We start from the raw sequence: 25,238 nt of genomic DNA, 5'->3' as shown, positions 1-25,238 counted from the left end.
CCCGAAGCGGCGTACCGGCTGTCTCAGGAGCACCTTCTGCCCGGTGGGTGACGCTCTCACCGGGTCTGGCCACGGATGACGGTCAGAGCACTGGATTGTTCGGGTGATGCTGTGTGGAAGAGGGTTGGAGAGTGAGATGGGTGCGGTGACCAGGCGTGGACTGCTGCTTGCCGGATTCGGCATGGTGGTGGTGGCCTGCGGAGGAGGGGCGGAACGGGCGAAATCCCCCGAACCCGGACGTACCTCACCGAGCACCGTGAAAGGATCAGACGTGCTTGACGAACAACTGCTCACAGCCGCCGCCGCAGGAGACGCCGAGGCCGTACGCGAGGCCGTCACCGAAGGCGCGAACCTGGAGGCGCGCGACTCCCGGCGCCGCACCGCGCTGCTGCTGGCCTCAGCCGCCGACCACGTCGAGGTCGCCCAGATCCTGGTCGCCGCCGGCGCGGACCCCAACGCGCTGGACGCCCAGAGCGACACCCCGTGGCTGGTGACGGGCGTCACGGGCAGCGTGGCCATGATGCGGGCGCTGCTGCCCGCCGGGCCCGATCTCACGATCAGGAACCGGTACGGCGGGATCTCGCTGATCCCGGCCTGCGAGCGCGGGCACGTGGACTACGTCCGCGAGGTGCTGAAGACCGGCATCGCCGTCGACCACGTCAACAACCTCGGCTGGACCGGCCTCCTTGAGGCGGTGATCCTGGGTGACGGCTCGGCGGCGTACCAGGAGATCGTCCGCCTGCTGCTGGCCGCCGGAGCCGACCGCGACCTCGCCGACCGCGACGGCGTCACGGCCCTCCAGCACGCGGTCGAAAAGGGCCAGAAGGAAGTCGCCGCGATCCTCCGAGGGTGAGCGAACGCTAGGGCACGATACTGCGGAGCCGGATCTCGCCCACCGGGCGGCCGCCGCCGTACAACGGAGTGGTGGCGAGGCCGGCGAGTTCGGGCGCGTCCAGGCCGAGGCCGCGCAGGGCGGCGACCGTCACGGGAGTACGGGCGCGCGGCGAGCCGTCCTCGATCTTGACGGTTCCCGCCCGGCCGTCCTCGAAGACGAACGCGTCGAAGCCCTCGGCGCCCACCTTCGCCACCAGCCCGGGGACCGCGCGCATCAGCCGGGCCTCGGGCCGGGTCGTGCCGGAGGTCCATTCGGGGTTGGTGCGCATCGCGTCGAACACCCGGCGCTCGTGGCTGCCCGGCGCGGCGAGCGCGAGGGCGCGGAACGCCTTCGTCACCCCCAGCATCGAGACGAAGAACAGGGGCGCGCCGCAGCCGTCGACACCGGAGGCGGCGACGCGTTCGCCGGTCAGTTCCTCGACGGTGGCGCGGATGCCGCGCTGCAGCGGGTGGACGGGGTCGAGGTAGTTCCCGGTGGGCCAGTCGTTGACGAGGCAGGTGGCCAGCATCGCGGCGTGCTTGCCCGAGCAGTTCATGAGGACGCGCGCGCGGTCGGTGACCGTACGGTCCTCCGGATAGTCCTCCGGGCACCGTAGCGCGGACTCCTCCGCCCCCGCGCCGGCGAGGATCCGGCGCACGCCGGCCACGTGGAACGGCTCGCCGGAGTGCGACGCGGCGGCGAGGGCGAGCAGCTCGCCGTCGAGGTCCAGCCCGTTGCGGAGCATGCCGACCGCCTGCACCGGCTTCAGCGACGAGCGCGGCGAGGCGGGCACGTGGACCGCACCGTACGCCTGGACGGGTGCCCCGTCGGCGCTCACCGTGAGCATCCGGGCCAGGTGAGTGGACTCCACGAACCCGGAACGGACAACTTCCACAACCAGCGACATTTCCACCCCTTTCCCCATGAGTCTACGAAGGGTCCGCGCATGGACCACAATGGAATGTCATGCGAGCGGTGGTGCAGCGGGTGAGTTCGGCGTCGGTGACGGTCGAAGGCCGGACGGTGGGCGCGATCGACGAGCCGGGCCTGCTGGTCCTGGTCGGCGTCACCCACACCGACACCCCGTCCCACGCCGCCAGACTGGCCGCCAAGCTGTGGGGGCTGCGCATCCTCGACGGCGAGAAGTCCTGCTCGGACCTCGGCGCCCCGCTGCTGGTGGTCAGCCAGTTCACCCTGTACGGCGACGCCCGCAAAGGCCGCCGCCCGACCTGGCAGGCCGCCGCCCCCGGCCCGGTGGCCGAGCCCTTGGTCGAGGCCGTCATCGCCGAACTACGGGCGCTGGGCGCCCGGGTGGAGACCGGCCGGTTCGCCGCGGACATGAAGGTCGCCCTGGTCAACGACGGCCCGATCACGCTGGTGATCGACCTGTAGGGTGGGGTTTGCCCTACTGCGAATCGGGCTACCAAGGCCATGGAGCCGATCCGCCGCCGTATCTAGGGTGCTGTCATGCGAACGATCCTCATCGGGTTGTCGGTGCCGGTCGCGTTGAGCGTCCTGGCGCTGACGGTGGGAGCGGCGATCTACCTGAACAACGAGCCGGACCAGGCGCGCGCCGAGACGACCTCCTCACGTTACGAACTCGACGGCGACCAGGTGGACGTCGAGACGAACGGGGCGGTCGACGTCAAGGTGAAGCGCGGCGACGGCACGGGCCTCCACATCATCCGCACCCTACGCTGGACCGGCAACCGCCACCACTCGGAGTCGTGGTCGGACAACCGGCTGACGGTGTCCTTCGACTGCGAGCGCGCCTGCTCCGCCACCTATGAGATGAGCCTCCCGCAGACGACCCGGCTCGTCGTCAACGGCAAGCCGTCGTGACCGGTCAGTAGCCGGGCACGGACGGCCACCGTACGGTCAGGACGACCGATGTCTCCTCCGCGATCCAGGAGTGATCGACGCCCCGCCCCCACACCACGTAGTCGCCCTGCTCCTCCAGCAGGACGCTGCGGCCGGGCAGTTCGACGCGGAAGCGGCCGCTGACGAGAAGCAGGAGCGCGGTGCGCTCCTCGCCCCGGACCCAGCGAGAGCGGGCCTCGCCCTGCGGGTGCAGACCCCACTTGATCTCCACGTCAGCGCAGTGGCGCGGGTCGCCCGGGTCCTTGAAGTGCCCGAGCAGCCAGCCTCGGTCGAGCGCAGCGTCCTTGCCGGCGTTGCCGACGTACACACTGGCGTCCACGCCGTCGTCCACGCGCGACCCTAGCGGACGCGGCGCCGCAGAGCCGGGTCGATGCTGACGTTGCGGCCGGCGTCCGGCGGCACGATGACCTCCTGGGCGGCGGCGACGCCACCGGCCAGCAGGGGCGCGTCGACGGAGACCGTGCGCTTGACGACCGCGAGGGCGATCGGGCCGAGTTCGTGGTGGCGGGCGGCCGAGCCGACGGTGCCGACCTCCTGGTCCTCGAAGATCACCGGGGCGCCGTGCACGGGCAGGGTGTCGACGCTGCCGTCGAGGTGCAGGAACACCAGCCGCCTGGGCGGGTGGCCCAGGTTGTGGACGCGGGCGACGGTCTCCTGCCCCCGGTAGCACCCCTTCGTCAGGTGGACGGCCTGACCGATCCACCCCACCTCGTGGGGGATCGTCTTGTGGTCGGTGTCGAAGCCCAGCCGGGGCTGGTGGTGCTCGATGCGCCACGCCTCGTACGCCCACAGGCCGGCCGGCCTGCCGAGCCCCTCGTTGAGTTCCTCGCGCGGGATGAACGCGTCGCCCTGCGAGGTCGAGACCACCGCGAGGTCGTCGACGCGGGACACCTCGACGCGCAGCATGAACCGCATCCGGTCGAGGTAGTCGATCAGCGCGCCGGACGTACCGGGCTCGACGTGCGCGAGTACGGCGGCGCCGTCGTCGACCAGCGTCAGGTGGTGTTCGACGCGGCCCTGGAGGTCGAGGACGAGCGTCTGGGTCCACTCCCCCGGCTGCAGCGTGTCGAGTTTGTTGGAGGTGAGGTCGTTGAGCCATTTCAGCCGGTCTGCCCCGGAGACACGGACGATCTCGCGGTTGCTGCGGTCGACGACCGCCTCCCCTTTGACGAACGCGCGCTGCTCGGCGAACAGGTCGCCGTAGTGAGCCGCCACGTCGGCGTCAGGGGCGTCCGCCGCGACGGCGCCGGGAAGGTCGAGCAGAGGGCTACGCATGCTCTCCAGACTATCGGCAGTTCCTGCACCGGCCGAAGACGGTCAGGTGCCTGGCGTCCGCGGCGAAGCCGAGCTTCTCCTCCAGCCCCTTGACCAGCCCGGCGGCCATGTCGAGCCCCACCTCGCCGACCTCGCCGCAGTCGCGGCAGACCAGGTGCACGTGGTCCGCCTCGGCGGCCAGGTGGTATTTGGGGGCGCCATGACCCAGATGGGTGTGGGTGACCATGCCGAGCTCTTCGAGCAACTCCAGGGTGCGGTAGACCGTGGAGATGTTGACGCCGCGCGCCGTCTGGCGGACCTTGACGCAGATGTCCTCCGGCGTGGCGTGTTCCAGCTCCTTGACGGCCTCCAGCACCAGCTGCCGCTGGGGCGTCACCCGATAGCCCTTGGCGCGGAGTTCCTCGTGCCACTGCGTCTCCGTCATGCCCCGAGAATAATCGCTTGCCCGGGTTCTGGGGGCTCGCATAACGTCAACTCCACGCAGAAAGGAGGTGGTCCACGCAATGGTGATTCATAGTTGGACTAGCGAGGTGGTTGTCCGCTAACGGTGCGGACTCCACGTCTCGCGCCGTTTCGGCGAAATACGAGGCAACCACCGAGGCCCCGAGACTGCTGGAGGGCGGGAGGTCCATCCCGACCATGGTCCATCCAGCCCGCCTGACCCCAGGCGGAAAACAGTCCGGGGCCTTTCTCGTGCCGAGCCGCCGCCTCCGACGGCTCTGGGCCGTGACGGTCAGTGCTCGGAGCGCCAGGGGATGCCGAGGGACTCGCACGAACGGCGGTAGAGCATGACGACCGCCTTGCGCACCTGCGGGCGCTCGGTCAGCGTCTCGCCCCACGGCACGCGCACCGTCTCGCCGCCGTCGATCGTGAACTCGATCGCCTCCGCGTCGAGCCCGCTGGTCAGCGCCGACGTGGCGGCCGGACGCCCGCCCAGCCCACGGACGATGATGAGCGCGTCGTCCGCGTGGTCGTCGTTCATGTGGCGCTTGATCGCCTCGACGGCCTCCGCCGTGAACGGCCCGCTCATGCGACCTTCTTCAACTCGGCGGACATGTGCGAGGTCAGCGGGTGGCCCTCGGCGGCCATGTCGTAGGCCCACATCAGGTTGCCGTTGACCAGGCCGTAGAGGCGGTGGCCCGCGGTGTACTCCTTGGCGCTCTGCGTGCGCGCCACCACGTCGGTGCGGAGTTCGATCTTGTGGAAGACGACCTCGCCGACGTAGATCTCGACGATGCCCGTCGGGTGCGCGAGCACGACCTCCAGTTGCCGGTCGGGCTGGGCCCGCCAGTAGCCGGTCTCGGTCGCCAGCGGGCGCACGCGCCCGCCCGCCTCGTCGAGGAGCCAGGTGCGGCTGGTGTAGGTCAGGAACGGCTTGCCGTTGTGGCCGAACTCGATCTCCTGCCCGAAATTGAAGCTGTCGATCGTCGGATATCCCCCGACCCCGGCGCCTTCCCACCTGCCCAGCAGGAACGCAATGTGCTCAAGGCTCTCATGCACCTCAACGTCCATCCTCCGACTCTATCCCGTCCCCGTCCCGCAGGACCCCGCAGGACGGGGGGCGGTAGGGTGGCGGCCATGGGACGATCACTGGTGATCAAGGTGACTGCGGGGGCCGACGCCCCCGAGCGCTGCAATCAGGCCTTCACCGTCGCCGCGGCCGCGCTGGCGAGCGGTGTTCCCGTGTCGCTGTGGCTCACCGGCGAGGCCTCGTGGTTCGCGCTGCCGGGCCGCGCCAAGGACTTCGACCTGCCCCACGCGGCACCCCTCACCGACCTGCTCGACGCGGTGCTGGCAGCGGGCCGGGTCACGGTGTGCACGCAGTGTGCGGCCCGCCGCGAGATCACGGTCGACGACCTCATCGAGGGCGTGCGCATCGCGGGCGCCCCGGCGTTCGTCGAGGAGGCCGTCAGCGAGGGCGCACAGGCCCTCGTCTACTGACGGCTCCGCGCGGGGCCGCCACATGGGAGGCTATTGGGGGCTGGGTAGCACCGCCTCCAGGCGCTCGTTGCGCAGCGCCTCGTACCACCGGTCGTCGAGCGCCGGCAGGTCGCCGACCGCCCAGTGGAGCAGCAGGTCGGCCAGCGCCGGGTTGCGGGCCAGGGCGGGGCCGTGCAGGTAGGTGCCGATCACGTGCCCGGCATAGCAGCCCTCGTAGCCGTCGCCGTTGCCGACGCCGACCACGGTGCGCGACAGCGGCCGGACGCCGGGCCCGAGGTGGGTGACGCCCATGTGGTTCTCGAAGCCGCTCAGCATCGGCAGGTTGAGCGCGCTGTCCACCTCCGCCACGAGTTCGCCGACCGCGCGGGCCGGACCCCGGGTGCTGGAGATGTCGAGCAGGCCCACACCGCCGACCGGCTGGCCCTCCTCGCCGCCGAACGACGAGCCCATGATCTGGTAGCCCGCGCAGACGGCCAGCATCGCCGCGCCTCTGCCGATGGCCCGGTGGAGGCCGCCGTCGCGGCGCAGGCGCTCGGCGGCCAGGATCTGCGGCCGGTCCTCGCCGCCGCCGATCAGGTAGATGTCGCCGCTGTCCGGCACCGGGTCGGCCGAGCGCACGTGGACGACCTCCGCCTGGATGCCCCGGCGCCGGGCGCGCTGTTCGAGGACCAGGGCGTTGCCCTGGTCACCGTACGTGCTCAGCAGGTCGGGGTAGATCCAGACGATGCGCAGAGCGCTGTCATACGGCACGGCCGAACTCCGATCGGATCTGCTGGAAGGCGGTGTAGTTCGCGATCACCTCGACCCGGCCGGGCGGCTGGGCGGCCAGGGCGTCGGCGAAGGTGTTGACCACCGTGAACGGCACGTCGGCGACGTCGAGGCGCAACGCGAGGTCGAGGCGCCGCTCACCGGTGACGTACACGGGACGGCCGCGCAGGATGCGGTAGTCGACGTCCCACAGCCAGGAGGTGTCGCGCCCGTCGGGGCCCTGGGCGTTGACCGACAGGATGATCGGCAGCTGCGAGGCGGCCACGTCGAACGCCTCCAGCCACCCGGCCGGGTTCTTGGCCAGCAGCAGGCGAGCGTGGCGGCCGTCGCGCTCGACGGTGGTGTAGCGCCCGGCGACGGAGGAGACCTCGCGCAGCCTCGGCAGCGCGCGCTCGACGGGCAGCCCGAACGCCTCGGCGACGGCGAGCGCCATCGCCGCGTTGGAGCGGTTGGCGAGGCCGGGGAGCTGGATGTCGAGGACCCAGCGGCGGCCGCGCGGGTCGATCACCGCGTCGTCGTCGAGGATCCAGTGGGGCTCCGGCCGGTGGAAGGTGCACTCGCGGCAGGCCCAGTCGTTGTGCTTGCGGTCGAGCGGGCCGCCGCACTCGGGGCAGCACCAGCTGTCCTCCTTCCAGCGCTGCCCGCCGGAGACCCAGGTGACCTTGGCGGCCGTCGAGGCGCCCCAGGTGACGAGGGGGTCGTCGCAGTTGGCGACGACGTGCGTGGGCTTGCCGGACAGCGACCTGCGCCACTTCTGGGCCAGCAGCCAGATCTCGGCCGCGCGGTCCATCTGGTCGCGGCTGAGGTTCATCAGGCAGACGACGCCCGCGCCCGTGGTGTCGAGGACCTCGGGGAGGTACTTCTCGTCCACCTCCAGTACGCCGAAGGGCGCGTGCTTCTGCTGCGACAGCGCCGCGACGTGGCCCGCAGGCATGTTGGCACCGAAGGCGTTGCTGGCCACCTCGCCGAGTTCGAGCAGCGCGGAGGCGATCAGCCGGGTGGTGGTCGTCTTGCCGTTGGTCGCGCTGATCAGGGCCAGCCTGCGGTCGCGCGCGAGCTGCCGCAGCAGGTCGGGCTCCAGCATGAGGCCGAGGCGCCCGCCGATGACAGATCCGTCGCCGCGCCCGGTCATTCTGGACAGGGTGGCGGCGCTGCGGCCCAGGGCGCTCGCGAGCTGCGCCCGCAGGGGAAGCTGGGTCATAGGTGGATCCTAGTCAAGGTTGGCCATGCGGCGTCGAAGGTCGGGTGTGCGTGAGCACACACCCGACGTTCTACCCAGACTCGGCGAAGGTGATTTCCGGCGCCTCTCCTCCGTCGAAGGGCATCACGAACCGGCGCGGCCACGACAGCACGCTCTCCAGCCATCCGGCGCCCATCGTCTGGCCGACGTGCCTGGTCCGCGCGGCGGCCTCGACGCCGAGGGCGACGGTGAGGATGTCGCGCAGCACGCCCTCGTTCTCGTCGTCGCCGAGGATGACCCGCCAGGCCAGCGCCCGGTTGTGCGGGAACTCCATCGACAGCGGGTGGTGGCGCAGGGCGCGGGCGCGGTGGCCGAGCAGTTCGGCACGGACGAGTTCGGCGGGGCCGCCGTCGCCGAACAGCGGATAGTCCAGGGCAGGGGCGGGGGTGTGCAGGTCGGGGGCGGGGTGACCGTACGGGAAGAGCCTGTCCACCTCGTGCAACCACCGCACCTGCGGGATCACCCACGCGGCGCCCGGCCGCTCGCCGCCGTTCTCGCTCGCGGCGAGCAGGGCGGCGGCGCTCTCCGCCGCCTTCGCGGTGAGCAGCGCCGGGTCGAAGAGGCTGCGCAGCGCCCACGCCCGCCGGGTGACGGCCCGCTCGACCAGGGTGGCCAGCAGGCACTCGCGGCGCCGCGCGGGCAGTTCGGCCCAGGAGGCGGCGAGGACGCGCGGCACGCCGGGCAGCGGCCGGTTGCTGACGTAGGCGAGGACGACCGTGTCGCACCAGATGCGCAGCCAGGCCCACGCGGGGGCGTCGGCCAGCACGTCCGCCTCGCGCAGTTCGACGAGCGAGCACGCCTGGCCGGTACGGCACTGCGCCCCGCACGCCGCCGACCGCCGTCCCCTTATGGGCGGCGGCGGCCCCGGCAGCGTCTTCTCCCGCGACTCGCCCAGCGGTACCCGGATGCGCAGCGGCCGGTCCATGCCGTCGGCGAAGACGGCGGCGGCGCCGGGCGGCAGGGAGACGACCTGGCGGGACTGCTCGTCGCTGAGGTTCATGGCGGCGCCGACCAGTTGCCTGTCGTCCTCGGCGGGCAGGCGGTGGACGACCTTGAGCGCGGTGTTCTTGATCACGTCGGAGACGAGCTTGGTCGGGATCTGCTCGGCCACGACCAGGCCCTCGCCGTACGCTCTGATCTCGGCGAGCATCCCGGCGAGCAGTTCGACGGCGTGGGTGGAGGCGCGTCCGGCGCCCCGGTCGCGCAGCAGCCGGTGGGCCTCCTCGATCACGATCACGTGCCTGAGGTTCGCGGTCTTCCTGGTGCGGGCGCGCATCCGCAGGTGCTCGACGATGCGGATGATCAGCGTGCCCATCAGGAACGCCTTGTCCTCGTCGTTGGCCACGTCCTCGATGGCGAGGACCACGTTGCGCTCCAGCAGCCCGCCGATGTCGGCCGGGTGGCCGCCCTCGAAGAAGCGCCCGGCCGAGCCGACCCGCAGCGAGCGCAGCCGCAATGAGATGAAGCCCTCCACGTCCGCCTGCACCTCGCGGCCGTAGCCGATCTCCCTGATGACGTCCATGGCGTGCTGCTGGAGCTGCTCCAGCGTGGGCACGGTGGGCGGTACCTCCGAGCCGGGTACGGCGCCGCCGGTGACGACGTCCCAGCCGGTGGCCTCGTACACGCGCTGCAGCGCCAGCGACATGATCTGCGGGAACGGCTCCTCCGCGTCGAAGGCGGCCATGAACAGCGCCCTGACCATGTCGATGTGCGCCTGCACCGGGTAGCCGGGCTCCGGCTCCAGCGGGTTGACGCTGAACGGCACGCTGTCCGGCGCCGACGGGTTGATCACGGTGACGGGGGTGTCGAGCCGCCCGGCCATGGCGGGGTACTCGGACTTGGCGGGCTCGATGGCCAGCCAGGGGATGCGGGCGCGGCTGAGCTGCTCCAGCAGGTGCCGCACGGTCTGCGACTTGCCCGAGCCGGTGGCCCCGGTCACGAAGGCGTGCCTGTTGAGCGTGGCCAGCGGCACCCGGAAGCTGCCGACGCCCCGGTCCTGGCCGTCGAGGATCTCCCCGAGGTCGAGTTCTCCGGCGTCGGAGGTCTCGGAGGTGACGTCGAAGAATCCGGCGTCGAGCACCCGAAGTCCAGGCACCTCGCGGCGTGGCAGCCCGGCCAGCGCCGCCAGCGCCCCTGCCGTCGCCGCGAACGGCGAGGCGGCCCCGTCGACCGGGTCCTGCGAGACGACGCCGAGCGCCTCGGACAGCGCGTACACGGCCCCTGCGGCGCTGCGCAGCCGGTACGGGTGGTGGCCGATCTCGACCGAGCCGACGAGCACGGGGGCGATCTGGCGCAGCTCGTCGGCGGTGGCGGCTCCGGCCAGCACCCGGACGTTCCACAGTCCGGCCTCGCGGAAGGCGTCGAGTTCCTGCATCCGGCGTTCGGCGCGTTCGGCGTCGAAGCGGGAGCGTTCGGAGGCGTCGCCGTACTGGCGGAGCACGTTGAGCTGGGTACGCAGGTGCGCGACCTCGGCGTCGAGCAGGTCGGTCGGCTCGGCCACGAGCAGCCAGGCGAACGGCCGCGACATCAGCGTGACCAGCGTCGCCTCGAACAGGGTCGGCCGTTTCAGCTCGTCGGGGTCGAACTCCCTGCGGCCGTTGAGCGGCGGCGCCTGCCGTCCGGGGCAGGGCGTCCAGACCAGGTCGGCGAGGTCGGCGAGGTATTCCTCGCCGAGTTGCACCCCGCGTGCCCCGCCGGGGAACAGCAGCGGCTGCGGCCCCAGCGGTCCGGTCGGGTCGGGCGCCCGGCGCGGCTGGCGGGGCGGCGACAGCGGCCCCGCGTTGGTGATCAGTTCGAGCGGTGCGCCCGAGCCGCGCGACAGCCAGCCGATCACGAACGGCCGGCCGCGCTGGGCCGCCGAGAGCACAGCCGGAAGAATCGTGACGAAGTCCCATTCAGACGAAGAGCTTCGCGAGGGTGCGGCAATCGACTGGATCCGATACCAGGGTCCGCTCAGCTGCATCTCATCCCCCCCAAAGACGACTCTCAGTAACGTCCGCCCCCGATCCGGTCGCGTCATCGGCGTTGACCAGGTTCTTACCTGTCTTCTTACCGGTCTTTGCGCCAATCGAGGCGTGGAGGCGGTGGGCCGAGGTTCGGCGGGGGCACCTCGGCGGTCTCCGCCGCGCCGTTCGCCGACAGCACGCTCTCGCCCACGTCCTCGAGTTCGCCCAGCGTGGTGCGCGGAAAGGTGAGAATGGCCGGGTTGGCGTCGGCCAGCCGTACCCGTCTGCCCTCGGAGGTCGCGTCGGTGACGATCACCGAGGTCGTGGGCAGTTGCTGGAGCTCGTGCGGTTCGACCAGGAACTCCCGTGAGCGCTGCAGCACCCGCTCCTTCTCGCCGATCTTGGTGGCACTGCGGCCCCACTCGGTGGACTCGGTGATGTCCTCCGCCAGGTGGTCGCCGTGCTCGGGCACCGGCTGCGGCACCGGCTCGCCCGCCTGCTCGATCGTCGAGGTGTAGCCGCCGTCGAGGCCCGGGACGGTGGCGCTGATCGCCTCGGTGAGCTGGGCCAGTTCCAGCCGGTGCTCGGTGCCGACGTGCTCGCTGGCGACGCGGGCGTCCTCGGCGTTGCCGAGCCGCATGAACGCCACGGCGGCGTGGCCTCGGCCGAGCCGTTCGCGCACGGTCGGGGTGAGGGCGCGGTAGGTCAGCACCAGCCCGGTGCGGGAGGTCTCGCAGGCGTCCATCAGCCGGTCGAGGACGTCGCCGCGCAGCTTGTCCGCGCCCGCCACGATGATCGTGTGGTACCAGGGGCGCTCCGAGGCCAGCGACTGGCGCAGGATGTGCGTGAGCGCGGTCGCGACGTACGTGCCCAGGACGCGGTTGCCGAACACGCCCGCCTGCCGGTCCATGCTGACCACGCGCAGCCGCGCGGGCGGCAGCCGGACGGCCTCGGTGCCCAGCGTCTCCAGTTTGCGCAGCTGCGATTCGAGGGCCCAGGCGCGTTCGATGACCACCCGGTCGCTGACGCCGCGTCCGAACAGGGTGCCGATGCGTTCGAGCTGGGAGGCGGTGAGCAGGCCGAAGCGCAGGTCGTCGCGTGGGTCGCCGACCTGGGCGAGGGCCCGCAGCGCCGCCGTGACCTGGCTGATGGTGGCGTTCTCGCCGAGCACTTCGAGCACGCGCTCCAGGATCGCGTTGTCGAAGCTGAGGTCGCGGGTGGAGCGGTGCTCCTCGCTGACGCTGACGACGTGCGCGAGGACGTCGGCGAACGCCTCCGGCTTGAGCGTCGCGCCGAGGTCGAGCCTGGGCAGATCGACGGGCAGCACCCACACCAGCGGGTCGTCGCCGCCGCGCCGGGCCAGTTCGATGAGGTCCTTGGCGATGGCGCCCTCCGACAGGTCGAGCACGGTCAGGTGGCCGCCGCTGTAGAGGCGGGTGGCGCCGATGAGGGTGACCAGCGCCGACCAGCCGGGCAGGGTGCCGCCCGCGACGTCGATGCGGTCGATCTCGTCGGGTACGGTCACCGCGTACCAGCTCAGCTGCCGGTCGTGCCGGTCCTTGACCTCCTGCCACTCCCGGTAGCGCTGGGCGTGCTCCTCCTGGGCGCGGTAGAGCTCCTGGTCGCGCTCTTGGCGCAGTCTGTCGTCCCTGGCCTGCTGTTCGAGCACCCGGTGCCTGACCGCCTTGTCGCCCTGGGCCAGCGCGTAGCCGCAGATGGCCGCCACGCCTCCGGCCGCCACCAGGCCGAGCAGCGCGAACGACCAGTTGAGGTACCCGGCGACGGCGAGCGCGACGATGAGCACGGTCAGCACGACCATGAACGCGCGAAACAGCCGTACGGGCCGGTTGAGCAGGTCCTCCTGGAACTTCTCGCGGCGCAGCAGCTCGGCGTCGAGGGCCTGGGCGGGCTCCTCTGCCGCGCCGGGCTCGTCGATCGGCGAGGGGCGTTTGGGCGGTGGGCCCGGGTCAGGGTACAGCAGGACGTACTGCCAGCCCAGGTAGATGCGATCTGCCTGGAGCTGCGCATGCTCGGGATGCACGTCCGCCACGTGACCCTCCGGCGCGATATGTCCTTGTCTCCGCGGCCTGTGGGTGGCCGCTCCCCCGACAGAGTAAGAGTTAGAACCCCTATTCGGGCAGGGTTCCCGGCAAATCCGTCGGAGCGATGGGATCAATGCGGCAGATGGTGCGAGCGTGACCTATTACCATCCATACCCATGACCGCACCCTCCGGCGAGCACGACAGGCCCAAACGCCCTGTCGTGGTACCCGTGATCGGCCTGGTGCTGGCGACCGCCGCGGGCGTCACCGCGCTGCTCGGCGGACTGAACGAGGTGCCCGACGCCCCTCCCCAGCTCGCCAAGGGGGCGGTGCTCGACCAGGGGCAGTTCAAGACGCGGTTCGTGGACGCGGTCGTCTCCACCCAGCGGGCGCCCCAGCCCGCCGAGCCGGACCGGCGCTTCCTGGAGGTCACCTTCGACGTCACCAACCAGGGCGAGCGGACCGCCGCCGTCGGGATACCGCCGCAGCGGCCGGAGAGCGCTTTCAGCGGGACCACCTTCGCCGGGTCGCTCGTGAAGATCACACCCGGGTTCGCGCCCGAGAGCGGGCCGTTCGTCTTCGCGCTCAGCGAAGGGGTGGAGTCGCGGCAGCTCCACCCGGGCGTGGCCACCACCGTCGTGCTCCGCTACCGGCTGGAGCCCGAGGTGAAGGTGCCGGACAAGATCGTCTTCGACGTGGCGGGCTTCGAGTACACCGCAGGCTTCCAGGATCCGGATCTGAACTGGCGGATGGTCTCCACCGAGGAGGCGGAGAACACCTTCGTGCCCGAGGTCAAGGCGCAGGTGACGCTGCCGGTGACCGTACGGGAGCCCGTGTGACGGGACCACAGGAGAGTGGCCGATCGCGGAGCGGGTCACGGCGACGCGGCGGCGGTTCGCGTCTGGTGGCCGTGGTCACCGGAATGGTGCTCATCGGGGCGGCCGTGGCGCTGCAGACCACCGGGCTGACGCCGAACGAGATCTCGGCGCCCGTCACCTCGGTGGGCGGCATGGGGGAGGTCGTCGACACCGGGCGGTTCAGCGTGCGCGTGGACGCCGTGGAGACCGCCAAGGCCGTCGAGACCGAGACCAAGACGGTTCCGGCCGGGCAGCTCTTCCTCGTGGTGTCGGCGGCGGCGACGTCGGCCACCGAGCCCGTCCACCTGGACAAGGCCCGGTTGCTCACCGCGAGCGGGGAGATCTTCGACGCCACGGACAAGGTGCTGTCCTCGCGCAACCTGCACGAGCCGTGGGTGCAGCCGGGGATGTGGACCAGCGGGTACTTCGTGTTCGAGGTGCCCGCCTCCGCGCTGTCCGGTGCGCGGGTCGTGATGTCGCTGCCGACGCAGGTGATCGTCGAGCCGTACGCGCCGGAGGCCGAGATCGATCTGGGCCTCGACGCGGCCGCCGCCAAGCGGCTGGCCGCCGAGCCCAAGGACGTGTACTCGCTGAGGAAGCCGGGAAGCACGCGATGAGCACCGAGGACCGCGACTGGTTCGCCCCGCCCGAGAACCAGCCCGCCCAGCCCCCGCCGTCCCCCGCCCCTCCGGCCGGGAACCCGCCGCACGCCCACCCGGGCAAAGGACCGCGCGCCGGGCAGCAGGGACGGCAGACGCCTGCCGGACGGCCGCCGCGTGAACGGCGGGGCGGGACGCCGCGGCCCGCTCGCCCCGACGCACAGGGGGGCGTGGGAGCACCGGGCGCCGCGGCGCCGCGTCCCGCTCGCCCCGACGTGCAGGTCTGGCCGCCACCGTCCGCCGACCCGCCGGGGAGCAGCACACAGCCGCTGCCCGTGGTCTCCGGCGACCCGCTCCCCCGGCGTCGGCCAGGGGCGTCACAGCGGCCGCCACAGCCACGGCAGCCGCACCCCCCGCAGCCGTTCGCCCAGGGGCCACCCACGCACGTCCCACCCGCACCCGCCGACGACGAGCCGGCTGCTCCCGGCCAGCCGGCCGACGCGGCGCCGCACACCGACCGCCCGGAAGCCGCGCAGGACACCGGTGAGCGGGTTGCGCACGGAGAAGGCGGGCGTGGGCAGGCGGACGACCCGCCCGGACCCGCTGAGCGGCGCCCGGCGCGAAAGCGGACGTCGGTGCGGATGCTGGCCGTCCTCGCGGCGGCGGCCGTCGCGATCGGTGGCATCACCTACGACCACTACCTCGTCTACCTCAAGCGCACAGAGTGGGACAAACCCGCCCGCATCTACGAGGTCCGCACCGGCCAGGCGGTCACGGTCGGCCACGTGACCTGGACCGCGTCGTTCGAGAGCGTCCCGTCACTCCCCGGCGGCCAGACCTCGGAGCGGGGCTCGGTCTGGATGCGCATCGACCTCCGCCGCACCGCCGCCGACGAGCGGGGTACGGCCAAGACCGGCGACCCGTCCGAACTCCTGCTGGAGGATCGCGGGGGCCGCCGCTGGGCGACCGTCCTGGACGACGGCGAGACCCGCCCCGAACGCCTCGCGGTCGGCACCGAGTCCCGCCTGACCGCCTACGCCCGCATCCCGGAGGCGCAGACCGACGAGGTGCACCTGCTGCTGCGCCCGAGCAACTACCGCGCGGACATCCCCACGGACAAGCTCTTCACGGCCGACCTCGAACCGAACGACGACGTGATCCGGGTCAGGCGCTGATCGCCTCGCCGCCGAGCCTGGCGCGTGTGGCCGCGATGTCGAAGGTGGCCGCCAGCAGGCACATGGTGAGGCTCGTGACGATCAGGTCTTTCAGGAAGCCGAGCGGGTAGCCGATCACGAGCCACCGCCACTCGACCGCCGAGCCGATGAGGGTCCTGGCCCCGCGCAGCGCGTACTCGCCGCCCACGTTCAGGGCCACATAACTCAGGCACATCATGCCGAACAGCGGGAACCCGCCCTTGATCATCAGGCGGAAGGAGTTCGCGAGCGGCACCCAGCGCTCCTGGAAACCGCCGGTGGCCCGGTTGAACGAGCGCTGGGTCAGGTCATGCGAGCCCTCCAATCGGTCGACCCCGCGCTCGAACCTGGTCCCCCGTACGGCTGAGCGGGCGTCGTCGGCGAACGCGCCGAACACCAGGACGGCGACCGTGAACCAGGCGAGCGGGACCACGAGCGCGTCGTTGACGTACGGCCACACCTCCCCCACCGCCTTCATGACGGTCTCGGCGAAGGGCACGTTCTCCTTGGCCTGCTCGACGAGGTCCTTGGAGCCCGCGACGACCGAGCGGTGATCGACCCATTCGGCACGCAGCCGGGCCAGCACGACGGTCGCGTTGAGCCCGAAGAAGACGACGGAGAACTCGGCGAGCCCGGCGAGCACGCCGGCGAACTGCCTGCTGCCCGCCTCCACCCATTTGGTGAACAGCAGGCGCAGCCCGATGGCCCCGGCCATGAGTGCGAGGGAGATGCGCCAGTCGAGGTCGGTGAGCGCGCGACCGATGGTGCTGTCCTGCCCCCTCAGGCTCTCCTCAAGGAAGATGTCCACGTTGTGCAGGAAGTCCATCTGGACGAAGTCGCGGGCGTCCTCCACGTGGAAGCTCCACGTGAGGTAAAGGGCGGCGTACACGGGGGCGATGCGGTTGAGCGCCACCCACAGGCGCTCGTCGTCCTCGCGGGCCCGGATCTCCCACATGACCGCGCGCAGCGAGTAGAGCATGCCGACGACGACGGCCATCGAGGCCATGACGATGAGCGTGAGCGCCACGATGGACAGGACCAGCCGGGCCTGCCGGAAGTCGCCGTGGGACAACTCGGTGCCCGCGTACAGGAGCCCGTACCTGACCGCCTCTCCTGCGGCGAACCACGTGACCAGCGGCAGCGCGCACCGCCCGGCCAGCCGCAGCGTGTGCAGTGGCAGTGTGTACGGCGACGGCATCCGCTGAGCCGGAGCGGGCTCAGGCCGGGGAGGCGTCATCACTCCTGGCGTTCCGGACATCTGCAGAATCGTAGCGTTCTGCCGCATCCGCCGCAGCGGCAACCTCGGGAATGCGAGAAAGTGGTTGAGTGTTCAACGACCCATGACGCATCTCACCGAGATCGAGCGCTTCCGCTTCGCCGAGCGGCTGCTTGGCCAGCGGGACGCGCTCGGAGCCCTGTACATGCTGGAGCCGCTGCTCACCGAGCACGGCGACGACCCGGGCGTGCGGCTGCTGGCCGCACGCGCCTACTACCACTCCGCGCAGCTCGCCAAGGCGCGCGAGGCCCTGCTCGCGCTGGTGGACGGCGACCCCGCCGACCACTACGCGCGCTTCCTGCTCGGCCGGACGCTGGAGCGGACCAGCAGGCCCGCCGACGCGCTGCCGCACCTGCGGATGGCCGCCGCCATGGCCGCCGAGCCCGACTACACCGAGTCGGTGGCCAGGGTCGAGCGCAAGCTGGGCGGGTGACCGCCCGAGGGTGCCGCTTCCGGTCCGGAAGCGGCACCCTCTCGGGCAAGATGGGGGCATGAACTCCCGGCCCGCGCTCTCCGACTGCGATCCCATCGAGGTCGGCAGGAGAGTTCGCGGCCTGCGCGAGGCCCAAGGGGTGTCGCTGTCGCAGCTCGCCAAGCGCGCGGGCATCGGCAAGGCCACCCTGTCCGGCGTCGAGAACGGCCGCCGCAACCCCACGCTGGAAACCCTGTGGGCCATCACCGCCCAGCTCGGCGTGCCCATCGGGGCCATCCTCGACGAGCCGCCGAAGCCCGAGGACGGCCTGCCCATCAGCCACGGCCCCGTCGTCCACGGCACCGCCGTCGAGGCGACGCTGCTGGAGACGTTCGAGGAGGCGGACGCCGTCATCGAGCTGTTCCGGATGCTGATCCCGCCGGGCACGACCCAGCGCTCCCAGCCCCACCGGGCCGGGGTCAGCGAGCACATCACGGTCTTCCGGGGCCGGCTGGTGGCCGGCCCTGTGTCAGGACCGTTCACGGCGGGGCCGGGCGACCACCTGACGTGGGTCGCCGACGTCCCCCATCTCTACCGGGCCGAGGGCCCGGACACCGTCGAGGCGTCGCTGCTGATCCGCTACCCGCGAGCCCGCTAGGCGGCCGGACGGCACACCCGGCAGGGCCGGTAGCCCGCCTTCGCGGCGTCGGCCAGCGTGCGGAAGCCGCGCCGGTGCCGCGCCGTGATCCGCCGCGCGTTGTGGCAGGTCGGGAAGCACACGATGCCGGTGGTGTCGCTCGCCAGGTAGAACACGTTCGCCTCGGCCAGCTCCCGGGTCCCCGCCAGGTCCACCCCCTCGTCGAGCAGCAGCCGCTCCTTGGCCTGCGCGCCGAACACGTACCCCCCCGGGTCGCCGTCCGCGCGCGTCACCCGGTGACACGGGATCAGCAGCGGCACCGGATTGTGGCCGAGCGCCGTCCCGACCGCCCGCACCGCGCGGGGCCGCCCGATCCGGGCGGCGATCCACGAGTACGGCCTGACCTCGCCGCGCGGGATGCTCCCGGCGGCCGTCAGCACGTCCCGCTGGAAGTCGCTGAGCCCGCGCAGGTCCAGCCGCAGCCCGCCGACCCGGCCGGTGCGCAACGCGGTCATCAGCCCCGAGGGCGGCCGGCCGGACTCCACGAGCGGGCGGCCGAACCGCTTCCTGAACGTCGCGGCGAACCCGTCGCCGTGGTGCACGTAGGCGACGCCGTGGTCGGTGAAGGCCACGGTCAGCTCGCCGACCCGGCTGGGCATCCGGATCCAGCGGGCGGCGATCCGGTCGTACAGCCCCTCCGGCGCGTCGGCGGCCAGCGCCGCCAGCCCGGCGAGGAGCGGGTCCTGGGTCATCGGGCACCTCCGAGTGTCCGCAGCCGCTTCAGGCCGCGCGAGATATGGGACTTGACCGTGCCCTCCGGCAGGTTCAGCACCGTCGCGATCTCACCGACCGGCAGGTCCACCACATGTCTCAGCACGACGGCCGCCCGCTGCTCGTCCGACAGGTGAGCGAGCAGTACGGCCAGTTCGTCGCCGGTCTCGCGGCGCATCGCCGCCTCCTCCACGCTCTCGGACCGGTCGGTGTCCTCAAGCGGCTCGTCGAGCAGGTGCGGCGGCGGCTTGCGGGAGCGGTGGCGGGCGCAGTTACGCCAGATGTTCATCAGGATCGTGACGAGCCAGGGCCTCGGCTCCAGCGCGCCGATCCGCTGCTCGTCGTAGTCGGCCAGGGCCCGGTAGGCGCGCAGGAACGCCTCCGCGGTCATGTCCTCGGCGTCCGCCCAGCGCCCGGTCAGACGCAGCGCGGTCGAGAACACCAGGCCCCGGTAGGTCGTGTAGAGCTCGGCGAACCCGTCGTCCAGGCTCGCGAGCAGTGCTTTGCGCACCGGGGCGGGGCATTCCGTCTCCATCACAGTCCATAGAACACCGCAGGCCGGTACGGCGTTGCGTCGGGTCGCCGCGCGGCCGAGTGCCGGCGCCCCTGCGGCCGGTGCGCGGGTCGGCGGGGCGCGGCAAGCGGGCTTCGCCGTGAATTCTGGGGGAATGACGAAAGGCCCGCGCCTTCCGGCGCGGGCCTTTCATCGGGATTTCGGGTCAGACGGCGACGGCGAGCTGCGACACCTCGCCGAGACGGGCCTGCACCTGGACATCACGCGTCACACCGCCACCGGCGATGATGCGGACGGTCCAGTCGCCCGGTGCCGCGAAGAAGCGGAAGACGCCCTCGTCGGACACCACGACCTCGCCCGTGAACTCGCCCTGGTGGTCGAGCAGGCGGGCGTAGGCGGTGCCCGCACCCGTCACCACACCCTGGATGACGGCCTGAGTGGAAAGGTCGATGCCGGCGGGCAGCGCGGCGGTCTGCTCGGGCGCTGCGCACCCCTGCGAGATCACGGACATCAGCGGGCCTCCCCCAGCTCGATCGGCACGCCCACGAGCGAGCCGTACTCGGTCCACGAACCGTCGTAGTTCTTCACGTTGGCCTGGTCGAGGATCTCGTGCAGCACGAACCACGTGTGCGCCGAGCGCTCGCCGATGCGGCAGTAGGCGATGGTGTCCTTGCCGAAGTCGACCCCGGCCTCGCCGTAGAGCTTGCGCAGGTCGTCGTCGGACTTGAAGGTGCCGTCGTCGTTGGCCGACTTCGACCACGGGATGTTGCGGGCGGTGGGCACGTGACCCGCGCGCTGCGCCTGCTCCTGCGGAAGGTGCGCGGGAGCGAGCAGCTTGCCCGTGAACTCGTCGGGTGAACGCACGTCGACCAGGTTGAGCTTGCCGATGGCGTTGACCACGTCGTCACGGAAGGCGCGGATGTCGGTGTCCTGGTCCTTGGCCGCGTACGCGGTCTGCTCGCGCGGGGCCGTCTCGGTGACCAGTTCGCGGGAGTCGAGCTCCCACTTCTTGCGGCCGCCGTCGAGCAGGCGGACGTTCTGGTGGCCGTACAGCTTGAAGTACCAGTAGGCGTAGGCGGCGAACCAGTTGTTGTTCCCGCCGTACAGAACGACCTGGTCGTCGTTGGAGATGCCGCGCTCGGACAGCAGGGCCTCGAAGCCCGCCTTGTCCACGAAGTCGCGGCGCACCGGGTCCTGTAGGTCGGTCTTCCAGTCGATCTTCACGGCGCCACGGATGTGGCCCTTGTCGTAGGCGCTGGTGTCTTCGTCGACCTCGACGAGAACGACACCGGGAGCGTCGAGGTTGGCCTCGACCCAGTCGGCATCCACCAGTACGGCGGAGCGGCTCATTGGGGAACCTCCAGTTTGGCGGCGGGCGGTAGACGGCGTAGGAGCATGTACATCGCGCAGCCCGAGGCTGCGATGAGGAAAGCGGCGAGGAGGGCCGCTGCCGTCGCCCAGGGGGCGAGCGGTATGGTCCCGGCCGGGAAACCGATAAGCCCGACAAGCCCGACGGCGCGGGACTTCGATGGCAGACCGGTCACCAGGGGTGTCACCGCCGCACCGAAGTGCGGCGCTACGAAGTCGGCACGCATCGTCGGATGCTCCTGAAAGGTCGGAACGAAAACGGATATCGGAATCCGCGTGAGACCGTCCTCAGGCAGCGCGACAGAGCGCAGTGGCGACGCGGCAGAAATCAACCGCGCGCCGCTTCGTCAGCAGCTCTGTCGTGGGGTTCATGGCGAAAACACTACCCGTCGTCTCGCCTTCTGTCACATCTCGTCCGTGTCCTGAGACAGCGCTTGTCCGAGGGCGGCGAGGACGTCGGCCTTTCTCGGCTGTCCAGAAGCCTTTTTGACGATATTCCCTGAATTATCAAGGATCAGAACTGTGGGGGTGCTCACAATCTCCAACCGCCGCACAAGGTCCAGCCGGGACTCGGCGTCGACCTCCACATGAGCCACTCCCGGCACCAACGCGGCCACGTCGCCGAGCACCCGCCTGGTCGCCCGGCACGGCTGGCAGAACGCGGTGGAGAACTGCACCAGCGTCGCCCGTTCGCCCAGCGCCGCGCCCAGTTCAGTCTCGGAGACCGTCATACTCCGCATCACCCCGCCCATCAGAACCCGCAGGCGGCGTGTCTTCTTCCCACCCCGCTTCCCATCGGACTCCTTCCCCGGGCCTCGTTCCACCCGGCTTCTCCCCCGCTTCTCTCACAGGAGCCGTCAGCGTGACTTCGACCGCACGACGACCGTGCCCTCGGCGTCCAGGACCTCGAACCCGCTGATCTCCTTCACCGGCAGCCGCACCGCGTGCTTGGCCTCCCCCGCGGCCGTGTACTGCTCGGGCCCGACCACCCAGGTCGCCGCCTGCTCCTTGCGCCCGCCGGGCCCGAGGACCACCAGGGTGAGCGTCCGCCCCTCCGGCACCCCGGCCACCGACACCGCCACCTCGCTGCCCTTGCCCGCCGGCGTGGCCGTCATCGTGACCGACACCCGGCCCGCCTGCCCGACGAACGCCTCGCCCGCGCCGCCCTTGGCCGTCCGGTCGAGGGCGCTCGGCCCGGCGTCCAGGGGCGAGTTCATCGTCTGCGGGACGTCCTCGGCCCTCGGCGCCACCGCCGCACTGTCCTCGCCGCTGTTCTCGGCCTTCGCCGAGGCCGCATCCGGGCCTGCTTCCGTGCCCGCTTCCGGGGCCGCGTCGGCCGCGGGCGCCGACGCCGTCTGCACGCTCGTCCCCCCGCCGCTCTGGACCGCCGACCACACCGCCCCGCCTGTGCCGAGCACCGCGACGGAGGCCGCGACGGCCAGCCACAGCCGTCCCCGCCTGCGCCGCCTGGCCCGGTCGGCCAGCAGCCGGTCGAGGACCCCGCGCGGCGGGCGCTCCACGACGACCACGTCGGGCTCGGCGACCTTGCCGAGGAAGGCCGCGACCCCGGCCAGTTCCTCCAGTTCGCCCCCGCACGCCTCGCAGGTGGCCAGGTGCGTGTCGACCTCCAGCGCCTCCTCCGGGTCGAGCGCACCGAGCGCGTGCGCCCCCAGCGACAGCCGTACCTCCTCGCACGTCATCACGGCGCCAACCCCCGCTCCTCCAGCGCCAGTTTCAGCGCGCGCAGCGCGTAGTACGTGCGCGACTTGACCGTGCCCGGCGGGATGCCGAGCGCCTCCGACGCCTCCTTCACCGACTTTCCCCGGTAGTACACCTCCATGAGCACCTCGCGGTGCTCCGGCCGCAGCGCGGCCAGCGCCTCGGCCACCGCCCACGACTCGACGGCCTTCTCCAGCTCGTCGTCGGCGGGCAGCACGGCCAGCGCCTCGTCGCCCGTCTCCGGCGGCCGGGCGCGACGGGCTCGGTGCTGGTCGACGACGAGGTTGCGGGCCACCGTGAACAGCCACGCGCGGATGGGGCGGCCGGACAGGGCGTCGGGACGGCGCCAGGCTCTCAGCAGCGTCTCCTGCACGACATCCTCCGCCCGACCGGAATCTCCGGTAAGCCGCAGCACGTAGCCGTAGAGGGGGCCCGCATGCTCGTCGAAGAGGGTCCGGACGAGTTCCTCGTCGGCGGTGCCTGCTGGACTCACGCCCTCATCACGTACGGCGGGAGGCGGTGGTTCACGCTCAGCCACGAAGCGGCACGTTCTTTCCCTCGGCCGAGATCTCCAGCCCCCCGGCCACGCTCCTGACGTCGGTCACCTTGACGTCGAAGGGCAGCCTGCCCTTGATGGGGACGGTGAACCCGGCGAACCCGGCCAACGCCTGCGGCACTCCCTCGATCTTGTCGGCGGTCACCCTGATTCCGCCGTCGGCGGCCTCGAACCGCAGGTCGGCGCGGAACTGCACCTGACGGCCGGCGACGGCGACCGTACCGGCTGCGGCCAGTTTGCCGTTCCGGGCGGAGACCTTGATCCCGCTCGGCGCGAAGCGGGCCAGCGTCGCGTTGTCGATCACGCCGGTCACGGCCAGGCGTCCGGCCCGGATGTCGGCGGTGTTCTGGATCACGTCGGCCAGCGGCGCCGTGACGTCGTAGGCGGCTCCGCGCAGTTCGCTCACCTGCACCTTGCCGTACCTGACGGTCCCGAGGTCGAAGCGCACCTCGGGGTAGCTGCCGGACAGCGCCTGGGTCAGGAACGGGATGCCCTCGATCGTGACCGTCGGCGTGCCCTCGACGTCGGCGGCGGCCGCGATCCGGTTGCCGAGATCGCGTTCGACGCCCGCCACCGCCACCCGGTCGACGGCGATGAGGAGAACGATCAGCACGATCAGGAAAACGATCAGCTTGCGCATCGGGCTCCTTCGGCGCCGGGGGAATTGAGCTTATCGAGCAATTCCCCGGAAAAGGCCGGTTTCACCCGCCGGCGAAGGCGGGCAGAACCTCCACGACCGCCCCTTCACCCAGTTCGACGTCGGCGTGCGCACGCCTTCCCACCGCGCGACCGTCGACCAGGAACGAAGCCCTCTTCATCACCGCGGCCAGCGTTTCGCGGTCGGCTGTGATTTTCGTCATGAGTTCGCCAAGATTCGCGGCCTCGACGGGTTCTTCCGCGACGCCCGCGGCTTCCTTCGCCGCCGCCCAGTAGCGGACCTTTACCGTGGCCATAGGCTCCTCACAATCGGCTCCGCACCATTGTGCATCCGGCGTAACAGGGCTGTTGCCAGTTCAGCGGGCGGGCGCTCAACGAACACCCGATTGCCGTGGGTTATTCTCACGTACGGGACCTGGGCGACGTAGCCCCCGGGTCCCTGCGCGTTTCGAGGAGGCCCGGATGAGCAACCTGCTCCTGCTGACGAACGCCCTTGAGCCGTCCGCCGAAGTGCTCCCCGCTCTCGGCCTGCTGCTTCACTCCGTCCGCGTCGCGCCCGCCGAGGCCGCCGCCCTCCTCGACGCCCCGCCCTCCGACGTCGTGCTCGTCGACGCCCGCAAGGAGCTCGCGCACGCCAAGGGGCTGTGCCGGCTGATCCGTACGACCGGGATCGACGTGCCCCTCCTGGTGATCGTCACCGAGGGCGGGCTCGCGGCCATGAGCGCCGAATGGGGCGTCGACGACGTGCTCCTCGACACCGCCGGGCCGGCCGAGGTCGAGGCACGGCTGCGGATGGCGGTCGGGCGGCTGTCCCTCTCCGCCGCCGAGGAGACGCCGGACGAGATCCGCAGCGGCGAGCTGTCCATCGACGAGGCCACCTACACCGCCCGGCTGCGCGGGCGGGTGCTCGACCTCACCTTCAAGGAGTTCGAGCTGCTGAAGTATCTCGCCCAGCATCCGGGGCGGGTGTTCACGCGGGCGCAGCTCCTGCAGGAGGTGTGGGGCTACGACTACTTCGGGGGTACGCGCACGGTCGACGTGCACGTACGGCGGCTGCGGGCCAAGCTCGGCACCGAGTACGAATCGCTGATCGGCACCGTGCGCAACGTCGGATACCGGTTCGTCCCCGACCGCGACGCCACCCACGTCTGAGTCGTCACGGCGGGCCGCCCCTCCTCCCGCTTGGCGTGGGCCCCCGAGGCCGCAACCCGCGTCGGCGGGGGGCGGATTCGGGGGCTTTGCCGTAATTTATGGGGTTTTACTCGACCACGGTGATGCGGTTTACGGCGGGAGGCGACGTGGGCTGGTTGGCCCCCAGGTAGGCCACGAAGGCGTCGATGTCCAGCGGGCCGCTCCACACGTCGGTGCCGTCCTTGAAGCCCGCGAACGCGTCACCTCCGCCCACCAGGAAGTTGTTGGCCGACACCCGGATCTGCTGGCCGTCCGTGACCGCCACCCCGTCGAGCTTCATGTCCCGCACCTTGCCGCCCCACGGCGCGCTCTTGCTGTAGGTGTAGGTGAAGTTCGCCGACGGCTGCAGGATCTTCTGGAACGGCTGGGCGTTGGGCCCGCCCACGAACTGCTGCTCCAGGATCGTCTTCAGCTGGGCGCCGGTCAGCGTCACCACCTGCGTGAGGTTGTTGAACGGCTGCACCGTGAACGCCTCGCCGTACGATAGCGGGGCACACCGTTCAGGCCAGGAGGAACAAGACT

33 protein-coding genes are annotated in these 25,238 nt (G+C 71.4%); 10 read left to right on the top strand and 23 right to left on the bottom strand.

Annotated features, from left to right (window positions below):
• Window positions 1–271 precede the first annotated feature (271 nt).
• Complete coding sequence (locus ABD120_RS31640) at window positions 272–853, top strand: ankyrin repeat domain-containing protein (protein WP_343953876.1); 582 nt, start codon at window positions 272–274, stop codon at window positions 851–853.
• A 7-nt stretch (window positions 854–860) separates the two neighbouring features.
• Here the strand turns inward: ABD120_RS31640 and ABD120_RS31635 are convergent, their stop codons facing one another.
• A complete protein-coding gene (locus tag ABD120_RS31635) occupies window positions 861–1,781 on the bottom strand; it encodes an asparaginase (protein WP_343953875.1) in 921 nt (306 codons plus the stop codon).
• A 59-nt stretch (window positions 1,782–1,840) separates the two neighbouring features.
• Between ABD120_RS31635 and dtd the strand changes: the two genes are divergently transcribed.
• A complete protein-coding gene (gene dtd / locus ABD120_RS31630) occupies window positions 1,841–2,266 on the top strand; it encodes a D-aminoacyl-tRNA deacylase (RefSeq protein WP_343953874.1) in 426 nt (141 codons plus the stop codon).
• Window positions 2,267–2,341: 75 nt separating this feature from the next.
• Window positions 2,342–2,716, top strand: a complete 375-nt coding sequence (locus ABD120_RS31625; protein WP_343953872.1) for a hypothetical protein — start codon at window positions 2,342–2,344, stop codon at window positions 2,714–2,716.
• A gap of 4 nt (window positions 2,717–2,720) precedes the next feature.
• On the opposite strand, the gene ABD120_RS31620 is transcribed toward ABD120_RS31625, so the two are convergent.
• The 5 genes from ABD120_RS31620 to ABD120_RS31600 form a co-directional block, all read right to left on the bottom strand.
• A complete protein-coding gene (locus ABD120_RS31620; protein WP_343953870.1) occupies window positions 2,721–3,086 on the bottom strand; it encodes a cupin domain-containing protein in 366 nt (121 codons plus the stop codon).
• Between the two features lie 8 nt (window positions 3,087–3,094).
• Window positions 3,095–4,030 carry a CAF17-like 4Fe-4S cluster assembly/insertion protein YgfZ gene (gene ygfZ / locus ABD120_RS31615; RefSeq protein WP_343953869.1) on the bottom strand — a complete coding sequence of 312 codons (936 nt, stop codon included), beginning with the start codon at window positions 4,028–4,030 and terminating at the stop codon, window positions 3,095–3,097.
• 10 nt (window positions 4,031–4,040) lie between these two features.
• Window positions 4,041–4,454 (bottom strand): Fur family transcriptional regulator, encoded by a 414-nt coding sequence (locus tag ABD120_RS31610; RefSeq protein ID WP_343953868.1) that lies wholly within the window; start codon window positions 4,452–4,454, stop codon window positions 4,041–4,043.
• 309 nt (window positions 4,455–4,763) lie between these two features.
• Window positions 4,764–5,060, bottom strand: a complete 297-nt coding sequence (locus tag ABD120_RS31605; protein ID WP_343953867.1) for a DUF2470 domain-containing protein — start codon at window positions 5,058–5,060, stop codon at window positions 4,764–4,766.
• Entirely contained in the window at window positions 5,057–5,542 is a 486-nt protein-coding gene (locus tag ABD120_RS31600; RefSeq protein ID WP_343953865.1) for a heme-binding beta-barrel domain-containing protein, read from the bottom strand. Before ABD120_RS31600 ends, ABD120_RS31605 begins: the two co-directional genes overlap by 4 nt.
• 66 nt (window positions 5,543–5,608) lie before the next feature.
• Between ABD120_RS31600 and ABD120_RS31595 the strand changes: the two genes are divergently transcribed.
• The gene (locus ABD120_RS31595) at window positions 5,609–5,971 is read left to right on the top strand and encodes a DsrE family protein (RefSeq protein WP_343953864.1); all 363 of its coding nucleotides are present in this window, start codon (window positions 5,609–5,611) and stop codon (window positions 5,969–5,971) included.
• Window positions 5,972–6,001: 30 nt separating this feature from the next.
• On the opposite strand, the gene ABD120_RS31590 is transcribed toward ABD120_RS31595, so the two are convergent.
• From ABD120_RS31590 to ABD120_RS31575, 4 genes are all read right to left on the bottom strand, one after another.
• The gene (locus tag ABD120_RS31590) at window positions 6,002–6,721 is read right to left on the bottom strand and encodes a type 1 glutamine amidotransferase (RefSeq protein WP_343953863.1); all 720 of its coding nucleotides are present in this window, start codon (window positions 6,719–6,721) and stop codon (window positions 6,002–6,004) included.
• Window positions 6,711–7,940 carry a MurT ligase domain-containing protein gene (locus tag ABD120_RS31585; RefSeq protein WP_343953862.1) on the bottom strand — a complete coding sequence of 410 codons (1,230 nt, stop codon included), beginning with the start codon at window positions 7,938–7,940 and terminating at the stop codon, window positions 6,711–6,713. The genes ABD120_RS31590 and ABD120_RS31585 overlap by 11 nt, the downstream gene beginning before the upstream one ends.
• Before the next feature lie 70 nt (window positions 7,941–8,010).
• Window positions 8,011–10,845 (bottom strand): ATP-binding protein, encoded by a 2,835-nt coding sequence (locus ABD120_RS31580; RefSeq protein ID WP_343953861.1) that lies wholly within the window; start codon window positions 10,843–10,845, stop codon window positions 8,011–8,013.
• A gap of 182 nt (window positions 10,846–11,027) precedes the next feature.
• Complete coding sequence (locus ABD120_RS31575; RefSeq protein ID WP_343953860.1) at window positions 11,028–12,974, bottom strand: hypothetical protein; 1,947 nt, start codon at window positions 12,972–12,974, stop codon at window positions 11,028–11,030.
• 168 nt (window positions 12,975–13,142) lie between these two features.
• Between ABD120_RS31575 and ABD120_RS31570 the strand changes: the two genes are divergently transcribed.
• Both ABD120_RS31570 and ABD120_RS31565 read left to right on the top strand, forming a co-directional pair.
• Window positions 13,143–13,805 (top strand): hypothetical protein, encoded by a 663-nt coding sequence (locus ABD120_RS31570; RefSeq protein WP_343953859.1) that lies wholly within the window; start codon window positions 13,143–13,145, stop codon window positions 13,803–13,805.
• Window positions 13,806–13,870: 65 nt separating this feature from the next.
• The gene (locus ABD120_RS31565; RefSeq protein WP_343953858.1) at window positions 13,871–14,440 is read left to right on the top strand and encodes a DUF4352 domain-containing protein; all 570 of its coding nucleotides are present in this window, start codon (window positions 13,871–13,873) and stop codon (window positions 14,438–14,440) included.
• 359 nt (window positions 14,441–14,799) lie between these two features.
• Here ABD120_RS31565 and ABD120_RS31560 read toward each other — a convergent pair whose 3' ends face one another.
• Window positions 14,800–14,982: a hypothetical protein gene (locus ABD120_RS31560; protein ID WP_343953857.1), complete on the bottom strand. Its 183-nt coding sequence runs from the start codon at window positions 14,980–14,982 to the stop codon at window positions 14,800–14,802.
• Window positions 14,983–15,057: 75 nt separating this feature from the next.
• On the opposite strand from ABD120_RS31560, the gene ABD120_RS31555 reads away from it, so the two are divergent.
• Window positions 15,058–15,597 (top strand): hypothetical protein, encoded by a 540-nt coding sequence (locus ABD120_RS31555; RefSeq protein WP_343953856.1) that lies wholly within the window; start codon window positions 15,058–15,060, stop codon window positions 15,595–15,597.
• Here the strand turns inward: ABD120_RS31555 and ABD120_RS31550 are convergent.
• Complete coding sequence (locus ABD120_RS31550; protein WP_343953855.1) at window positions 15,587–16,873, bottom strand: hypothetical protein; 1,287 nt, start codon at window positions 16,871–16,873, stop codon at window positions 15,587–15,589. The two genes, ABD120_RS31555 and ABD120_RS31550, sit on opposite strands and share 11 nt — an antisense overlap.
• A gap of 82 nt (window positions 16,874–16,955) precedes the next feature.
• Here ABD120_RS31550 and ABD120_RS31545 point away from each other — a divergent pair, with 82 nt between their 5' ends.
• Both ABD120_RS31545 and ABD120_RS31540 read left to right on the top strand, forming a co-directional pair.
• The gene (locus ABD120_RS31545; protein ID WP_343953854.1) at window positions 16,956–17,324 is read left to right on the top strand and encodes a tetratricopeptide repeat protein; all 369 of its coding nucleotides are present in this window, start codon (window positions 16,956–16,958) and stop codon (window positions 17,322–17,324) included.
• A gap of 58 nt (window positions 17,325–17,382) precedes the next feature.
• Complete coding sequence (locus ABD120_RS31540; protein ID WP_343953853.1) at window positions 17,383–17,961, top strand: helix-turn-helix domain-containing protein; 579 nt, start codon at window positions 17,383–17,385, stop codon at window positions 17,959–17,961.
• Here ABD120_RS31540 and ABD120_RS31535 read toward each other — a convergent pair.
• The 10 genes from ABD120_RS31535 to ABD120_RS31495 all read right to left on the bottom strand — a co-directional run bounded on the left by ABD120_RS31535 (window position 17,958) and on the right by ABD120_RS31495 (window position 23,821).
• Entirely contained in the window at window positions 17,958–18,692 is a 735-nt protein-coding gene (locus tag ABD120_RS31535) for a methylated-DNA--[protein]-cysteine S-methyltransferase (protein ID WP_343953852.1), read from the bottom strand. The genes ABD120_RS31540 and ABD120_RS31535 overlap by 4 nt on opposite strands.
• Window positions 18,689–19,246, bottom strand: a complete 558-nt coding sequence (locus ABD120_RS31530; protein WP_343953851.1) for an RNA polymerase sigma factor — start codon at window positions 19,244–19,246, stop codon at window positions 18,689–18,691. The genes ABD120_RS31535 and ABD120_RS31530 overlap by 4 nt, the downstream gene beginning before the upstream one ends.
• 184 nt (window positions 19,247–19,430) lie before the next feature.
• Window positions 19,431–19,736, bottom strand: a complete 306-nt coding sequence (locus ABD120_RS31525; RefSeq protein WP_425564074.1) for a DUF1416 domain-containing protein — start codon at window positions 19,734–19,736, stop codon at window positions 19,431–19,433.
• Entirely contained in the window at window positions 19,736–20,575 is an 840-nt protein-coding gene (locus ABD120_RS31520; RefSeq protein ID WP_343953850.1) for a sulfurtransferase, read from the bottom strand. Before ABD120_RS31520 ends, ABD120_RS31525 begins: the two co-directional genes overlap by 1 nt.
• 306 nt (window positions 20,576–20,881) lie before the next feature.
• Window positions 20,882–20,965: a putative leader peptide gene (locus ABD120_RS39915; RefSeq protein ID WP_357918323.1), complete on the bottom strand. Its 84-nt coding sequence runs from the start codon at window positions 20,963–20,965 to the stop codon at window positions 20,882–20,884.
• A 32-nt stretch (window positions 20,966–20,997) separates the two neighbouring features.
• Complete coding sequence (locus tag ABD120_RS31515) at window positions 20,998–21,345, bottom strand: TlpA family protein disulfide reductase (protein ID WP_425564076.1); 348 nt, start codon at window positions 21,343–21,345, stop codon at window positions 20,998–21,000.
• Window positions 21,346–21,450: 105 nt separating this feature from the next.
• Window positions 21,451–22,293, bottom strand: coding sequence for an anti-sigma factor family protein (locus ABD120_RS31510; protein ID WP_343954038.1), 843 nt, complete (start codon window positions 22,291–22,293; stop codon window positions 21,451–21,453).
• Window positions 22,293–22,805, bottom strand: a complete 513-nt coding sequence (locus ABD120_RS31505; protein ID WP_343953848.1) for a sigma-70 family RNA polymerase sigma factor — start codon at window positions 22,803–22,805, stop codon at window positions 22,293–22,295. Before ABD120_RS31505 ends, ABD120_RS31510 begins: the two co-directional genes overlap by 1 nt.
• Window positions 22,806–22,842: 37 nt before the next feature.
• Window positions 22,843–23,508, bottom strand: coding sequence for an LmeA family phospholipid-binding protein (locus ABD120_RS31500; RefSeq protein ID WP_343953847.1), 666 nt, complete (start codon window positions 23,506–23,508; stop codon window positions 22,843–22,845).
• Between the two features lie 61 nt (window positions 23,509–23,569).
• Window positions 23,570–23,821: a MoaD/ThiS family protein gene (locus ABD120_RS31495; protein ID WP_343953846.1), complete on the bottom strand. Its 252-nt coding sequence runs from the start codon at window positions 23,819–23,821 to the stop codon at window positions 23,570–23,572.
• Between the two features lie 166 nt (window positions 23,822–23,987).
• On the opposite strand from ABD120_RS31495, the gene ABD120_RS31490 reads away from it, so the two are divergent.
• Window positions 23,988–24,677 (top strand): response regulator transcription factor, encoded by a 690-nt coding sequence (locus ABD120_RS31490; RefSeq protein WP_343953845.1) that lies wholly within the window; start codon window positions 23,988–23,990, stop codon window positions 24,675–24,677.
• A gap of 106 nt (window positions 24,678–24,783) precedes the next feature.
• Here ABD120_RS31490 and ABD120_RS31485 read toward each other — a convergent pair.
• Window positions 24,784–25,238, bottom strand: a 455-nt coding sequence (locus ABD120_RS31485) for a 5'-nucleotidase C-terminal domain-containing protein (RefSeq protein ID WP_343953844.1), incomplete at its 5' end; no start/stop codon positions are given.

The organism is Nonomuraea longicatena (assembly GCF_039525605.1).
Classification (GTDB): Bacteria; Actinomycetota; Actinomycetes; order Streptosporangiales; family Streptosporangiaceae; genus Nonomuraea; species Nonomuraea longicatena.
Note: the sequence above shows the minus strand (reverse complement) of the source record. Positions and strands in the feature narration are given on the sequence as shown.

What these genes read in the sequence shown, in the direction of transcription:
- ABD120_RS31635 (WP_343953875.1), bottom strand. Translation starts at nt 1,781, where the DNA reads ATGTCGCTGGTTGTGGAAGTTGTCCGTTCCGGGTTCGTGGAGTCCACT.
- dtd (WP_343953874.1), top strand. Translation starts at nt 1,841, where the DNA reads ATGCGAGCGGTGGTGCAGCGGGTGAGTTCGGCGTCGGTGACGGTCGAA.
- ABD120_RS31625 (WP_343953872.1), top strand. Translation starts at nt 2,342, where the DNA reads ATGCGAACGATCCTCATCGGGTTGTCGGTGCCGGTCGCGTTGAGCGTC.
- ygfZ (WP_343953869.1), bottom strand. Translation starts at nt 4,030, where the DNA reads ATGCGTAGCCCTCTGCTCGACCTTCCCGGCGCCGTCGCGGCGGACGCC.
- ABD120_RS31610 (WP_343953868.1), bottom strand. Translation starts at nt 4,454, where the DNA reads ATGACGGAGACGCAGTGGCACGAGGAACTCCGCGCCAAGGGCTATCGG.
- ABD120_RS31605 (WP_343953867.1), bottom strand. Translation starts at nt 5,060, where the DNA reads ATGAGCGGGCCGTTCACGGCGGAGGCCGTCGAGGCGATCAAGCGCCAC.
- ABD120_RS31600 (WP_343953865.1), bottom strand. Translation starts at nt 5,542, where the DNA reads ATGGACGTTGAGGTGCATGAGAGCCTTGAGCACATTGCGTTCCTGCTG.
- ABD120_RS31595 (WP_343953864.1), top strand. Translation starts at nt 5,609, where the DNA reads ATGGGACGATCACTGGTGATCAAGGTGACTGCGGGGGCCGACGCCCCC.
- ABD120_RS31585 (WP_343953862.1), bottom strand. Translation starts at nt 7,940, where the DNA reads ATGACCCAGCTTCCCCTGCGGGCGCAGCTCGCGAGCGCCCTGGGCCGC.
- ABD120_RS31570 (WP_343953859.1), top strand. Translation starts at nt 13,143, where the DNA reads ATGACCGCACCCTCCGGCGAGCACGACAGGCCCAAACGCCCTGTCGTG.
- ABD120_RS31550 (WP_343953855.1), bottom strand. Translation starts at nt 16,873, where the DNA reads ATGTCCGGAACGCCAGGAGTGATGACGCCTCCCCGGCCTGAGCCCGCT.
- ABD120_RS31545 (WP_343953854.1), top strand. Translation starts at nt 16,956, where the DNA reads ATGACGCATCTCACCGAGATCGAGCGCTTCCGCTTCGCCGAGCGGCTG.
- ABD120_RS31540 (WP_343953853.1), top strand. Translation starts at nt 17,383, where the DNA reads ATGAACTCCCGGCCCGCGCTCTCCGACTGCGATCCCATCGAGGTCGGC.
- ABD120_RS31535 (WP_343953852.1), bottom strand. Translation starts at nt 18,692, where the DNA reads ATGACCCAGGACCCGCTCCTCGCCGGGCTGGCGGCGCTGGCCGCCGAC.
- ABD120_RS31530 (WP_343953851.1), bottom strand. Translation starts at nt 19,246, where the DNA reads ATGGAGACGGAATGCCCCGCCCCGGTGCGCAAAGCACTGCTCGCGAGC.
- ABD120_RS31525 (WP_425564074.1), bottom strand. Translation starts at nt 19,736, where the DNA reads ATGTCCGTGATCTCGCAGGGGTGCGCAGCGCCCGAGCAGACCGCCGCG.
- ABD120_RS31520 (WP_343953850.1), bottom strand. Translation starts at nt 20,575, where the DNA reads ATGAGCCGCTCCGCCGTACTGGTGGATGCCGACTGGGTCGAGGCCAAC.
- ABD120_RS39915 (WP_357918323.1), bottom strand. Translation starts at nt 20,965, where the DNA reads ATGAACCCCACGACAGAGCTGCTGACGAAGCGGCGCGCGGTTGATTTC.
- ABD120_RS31515 (WP_425564076.1), bottom strand. Translation starts at nt 21,345, where the DNA reads ATGGGCGGGGTGATGCGGAGTATGACGGTCTCCGAGACTGAACTGGGC.
- ABD120_RS31510 (WP_343954038.1), bottom strand. Translation starts at nt 22,293, where the DNA reads ATGACGTGCGAGGAGGTACGGCTGTCGCTGGGGGCGCACGCGCTCGGT.
- ABD120_RS31500 (WP_343953847.1), bottom strand. Translation starts at nt 23,508, where the DNA reads ATGCGCAAGCTGATCGTTTTCCTGATCGTGCTGATCGTTCTCCTCATC.
- ABD120_RS31495 (WP_343953846.1), bottom strand. Translation starts at nt 23,821, where the DNA reads ATGGCCACGGTAAAGGTCCGCTACTGGGCGGCGGCGAAGGAAGCCGCG.
- ABD120_RS31490 (WP_343953845.1), top strand. Translation starts at nt 23,988, where the DNA reads ATGAGCAACCTGCTCCTGCTGACGAACGCCCTTGAGCCGTCCGCCGAA.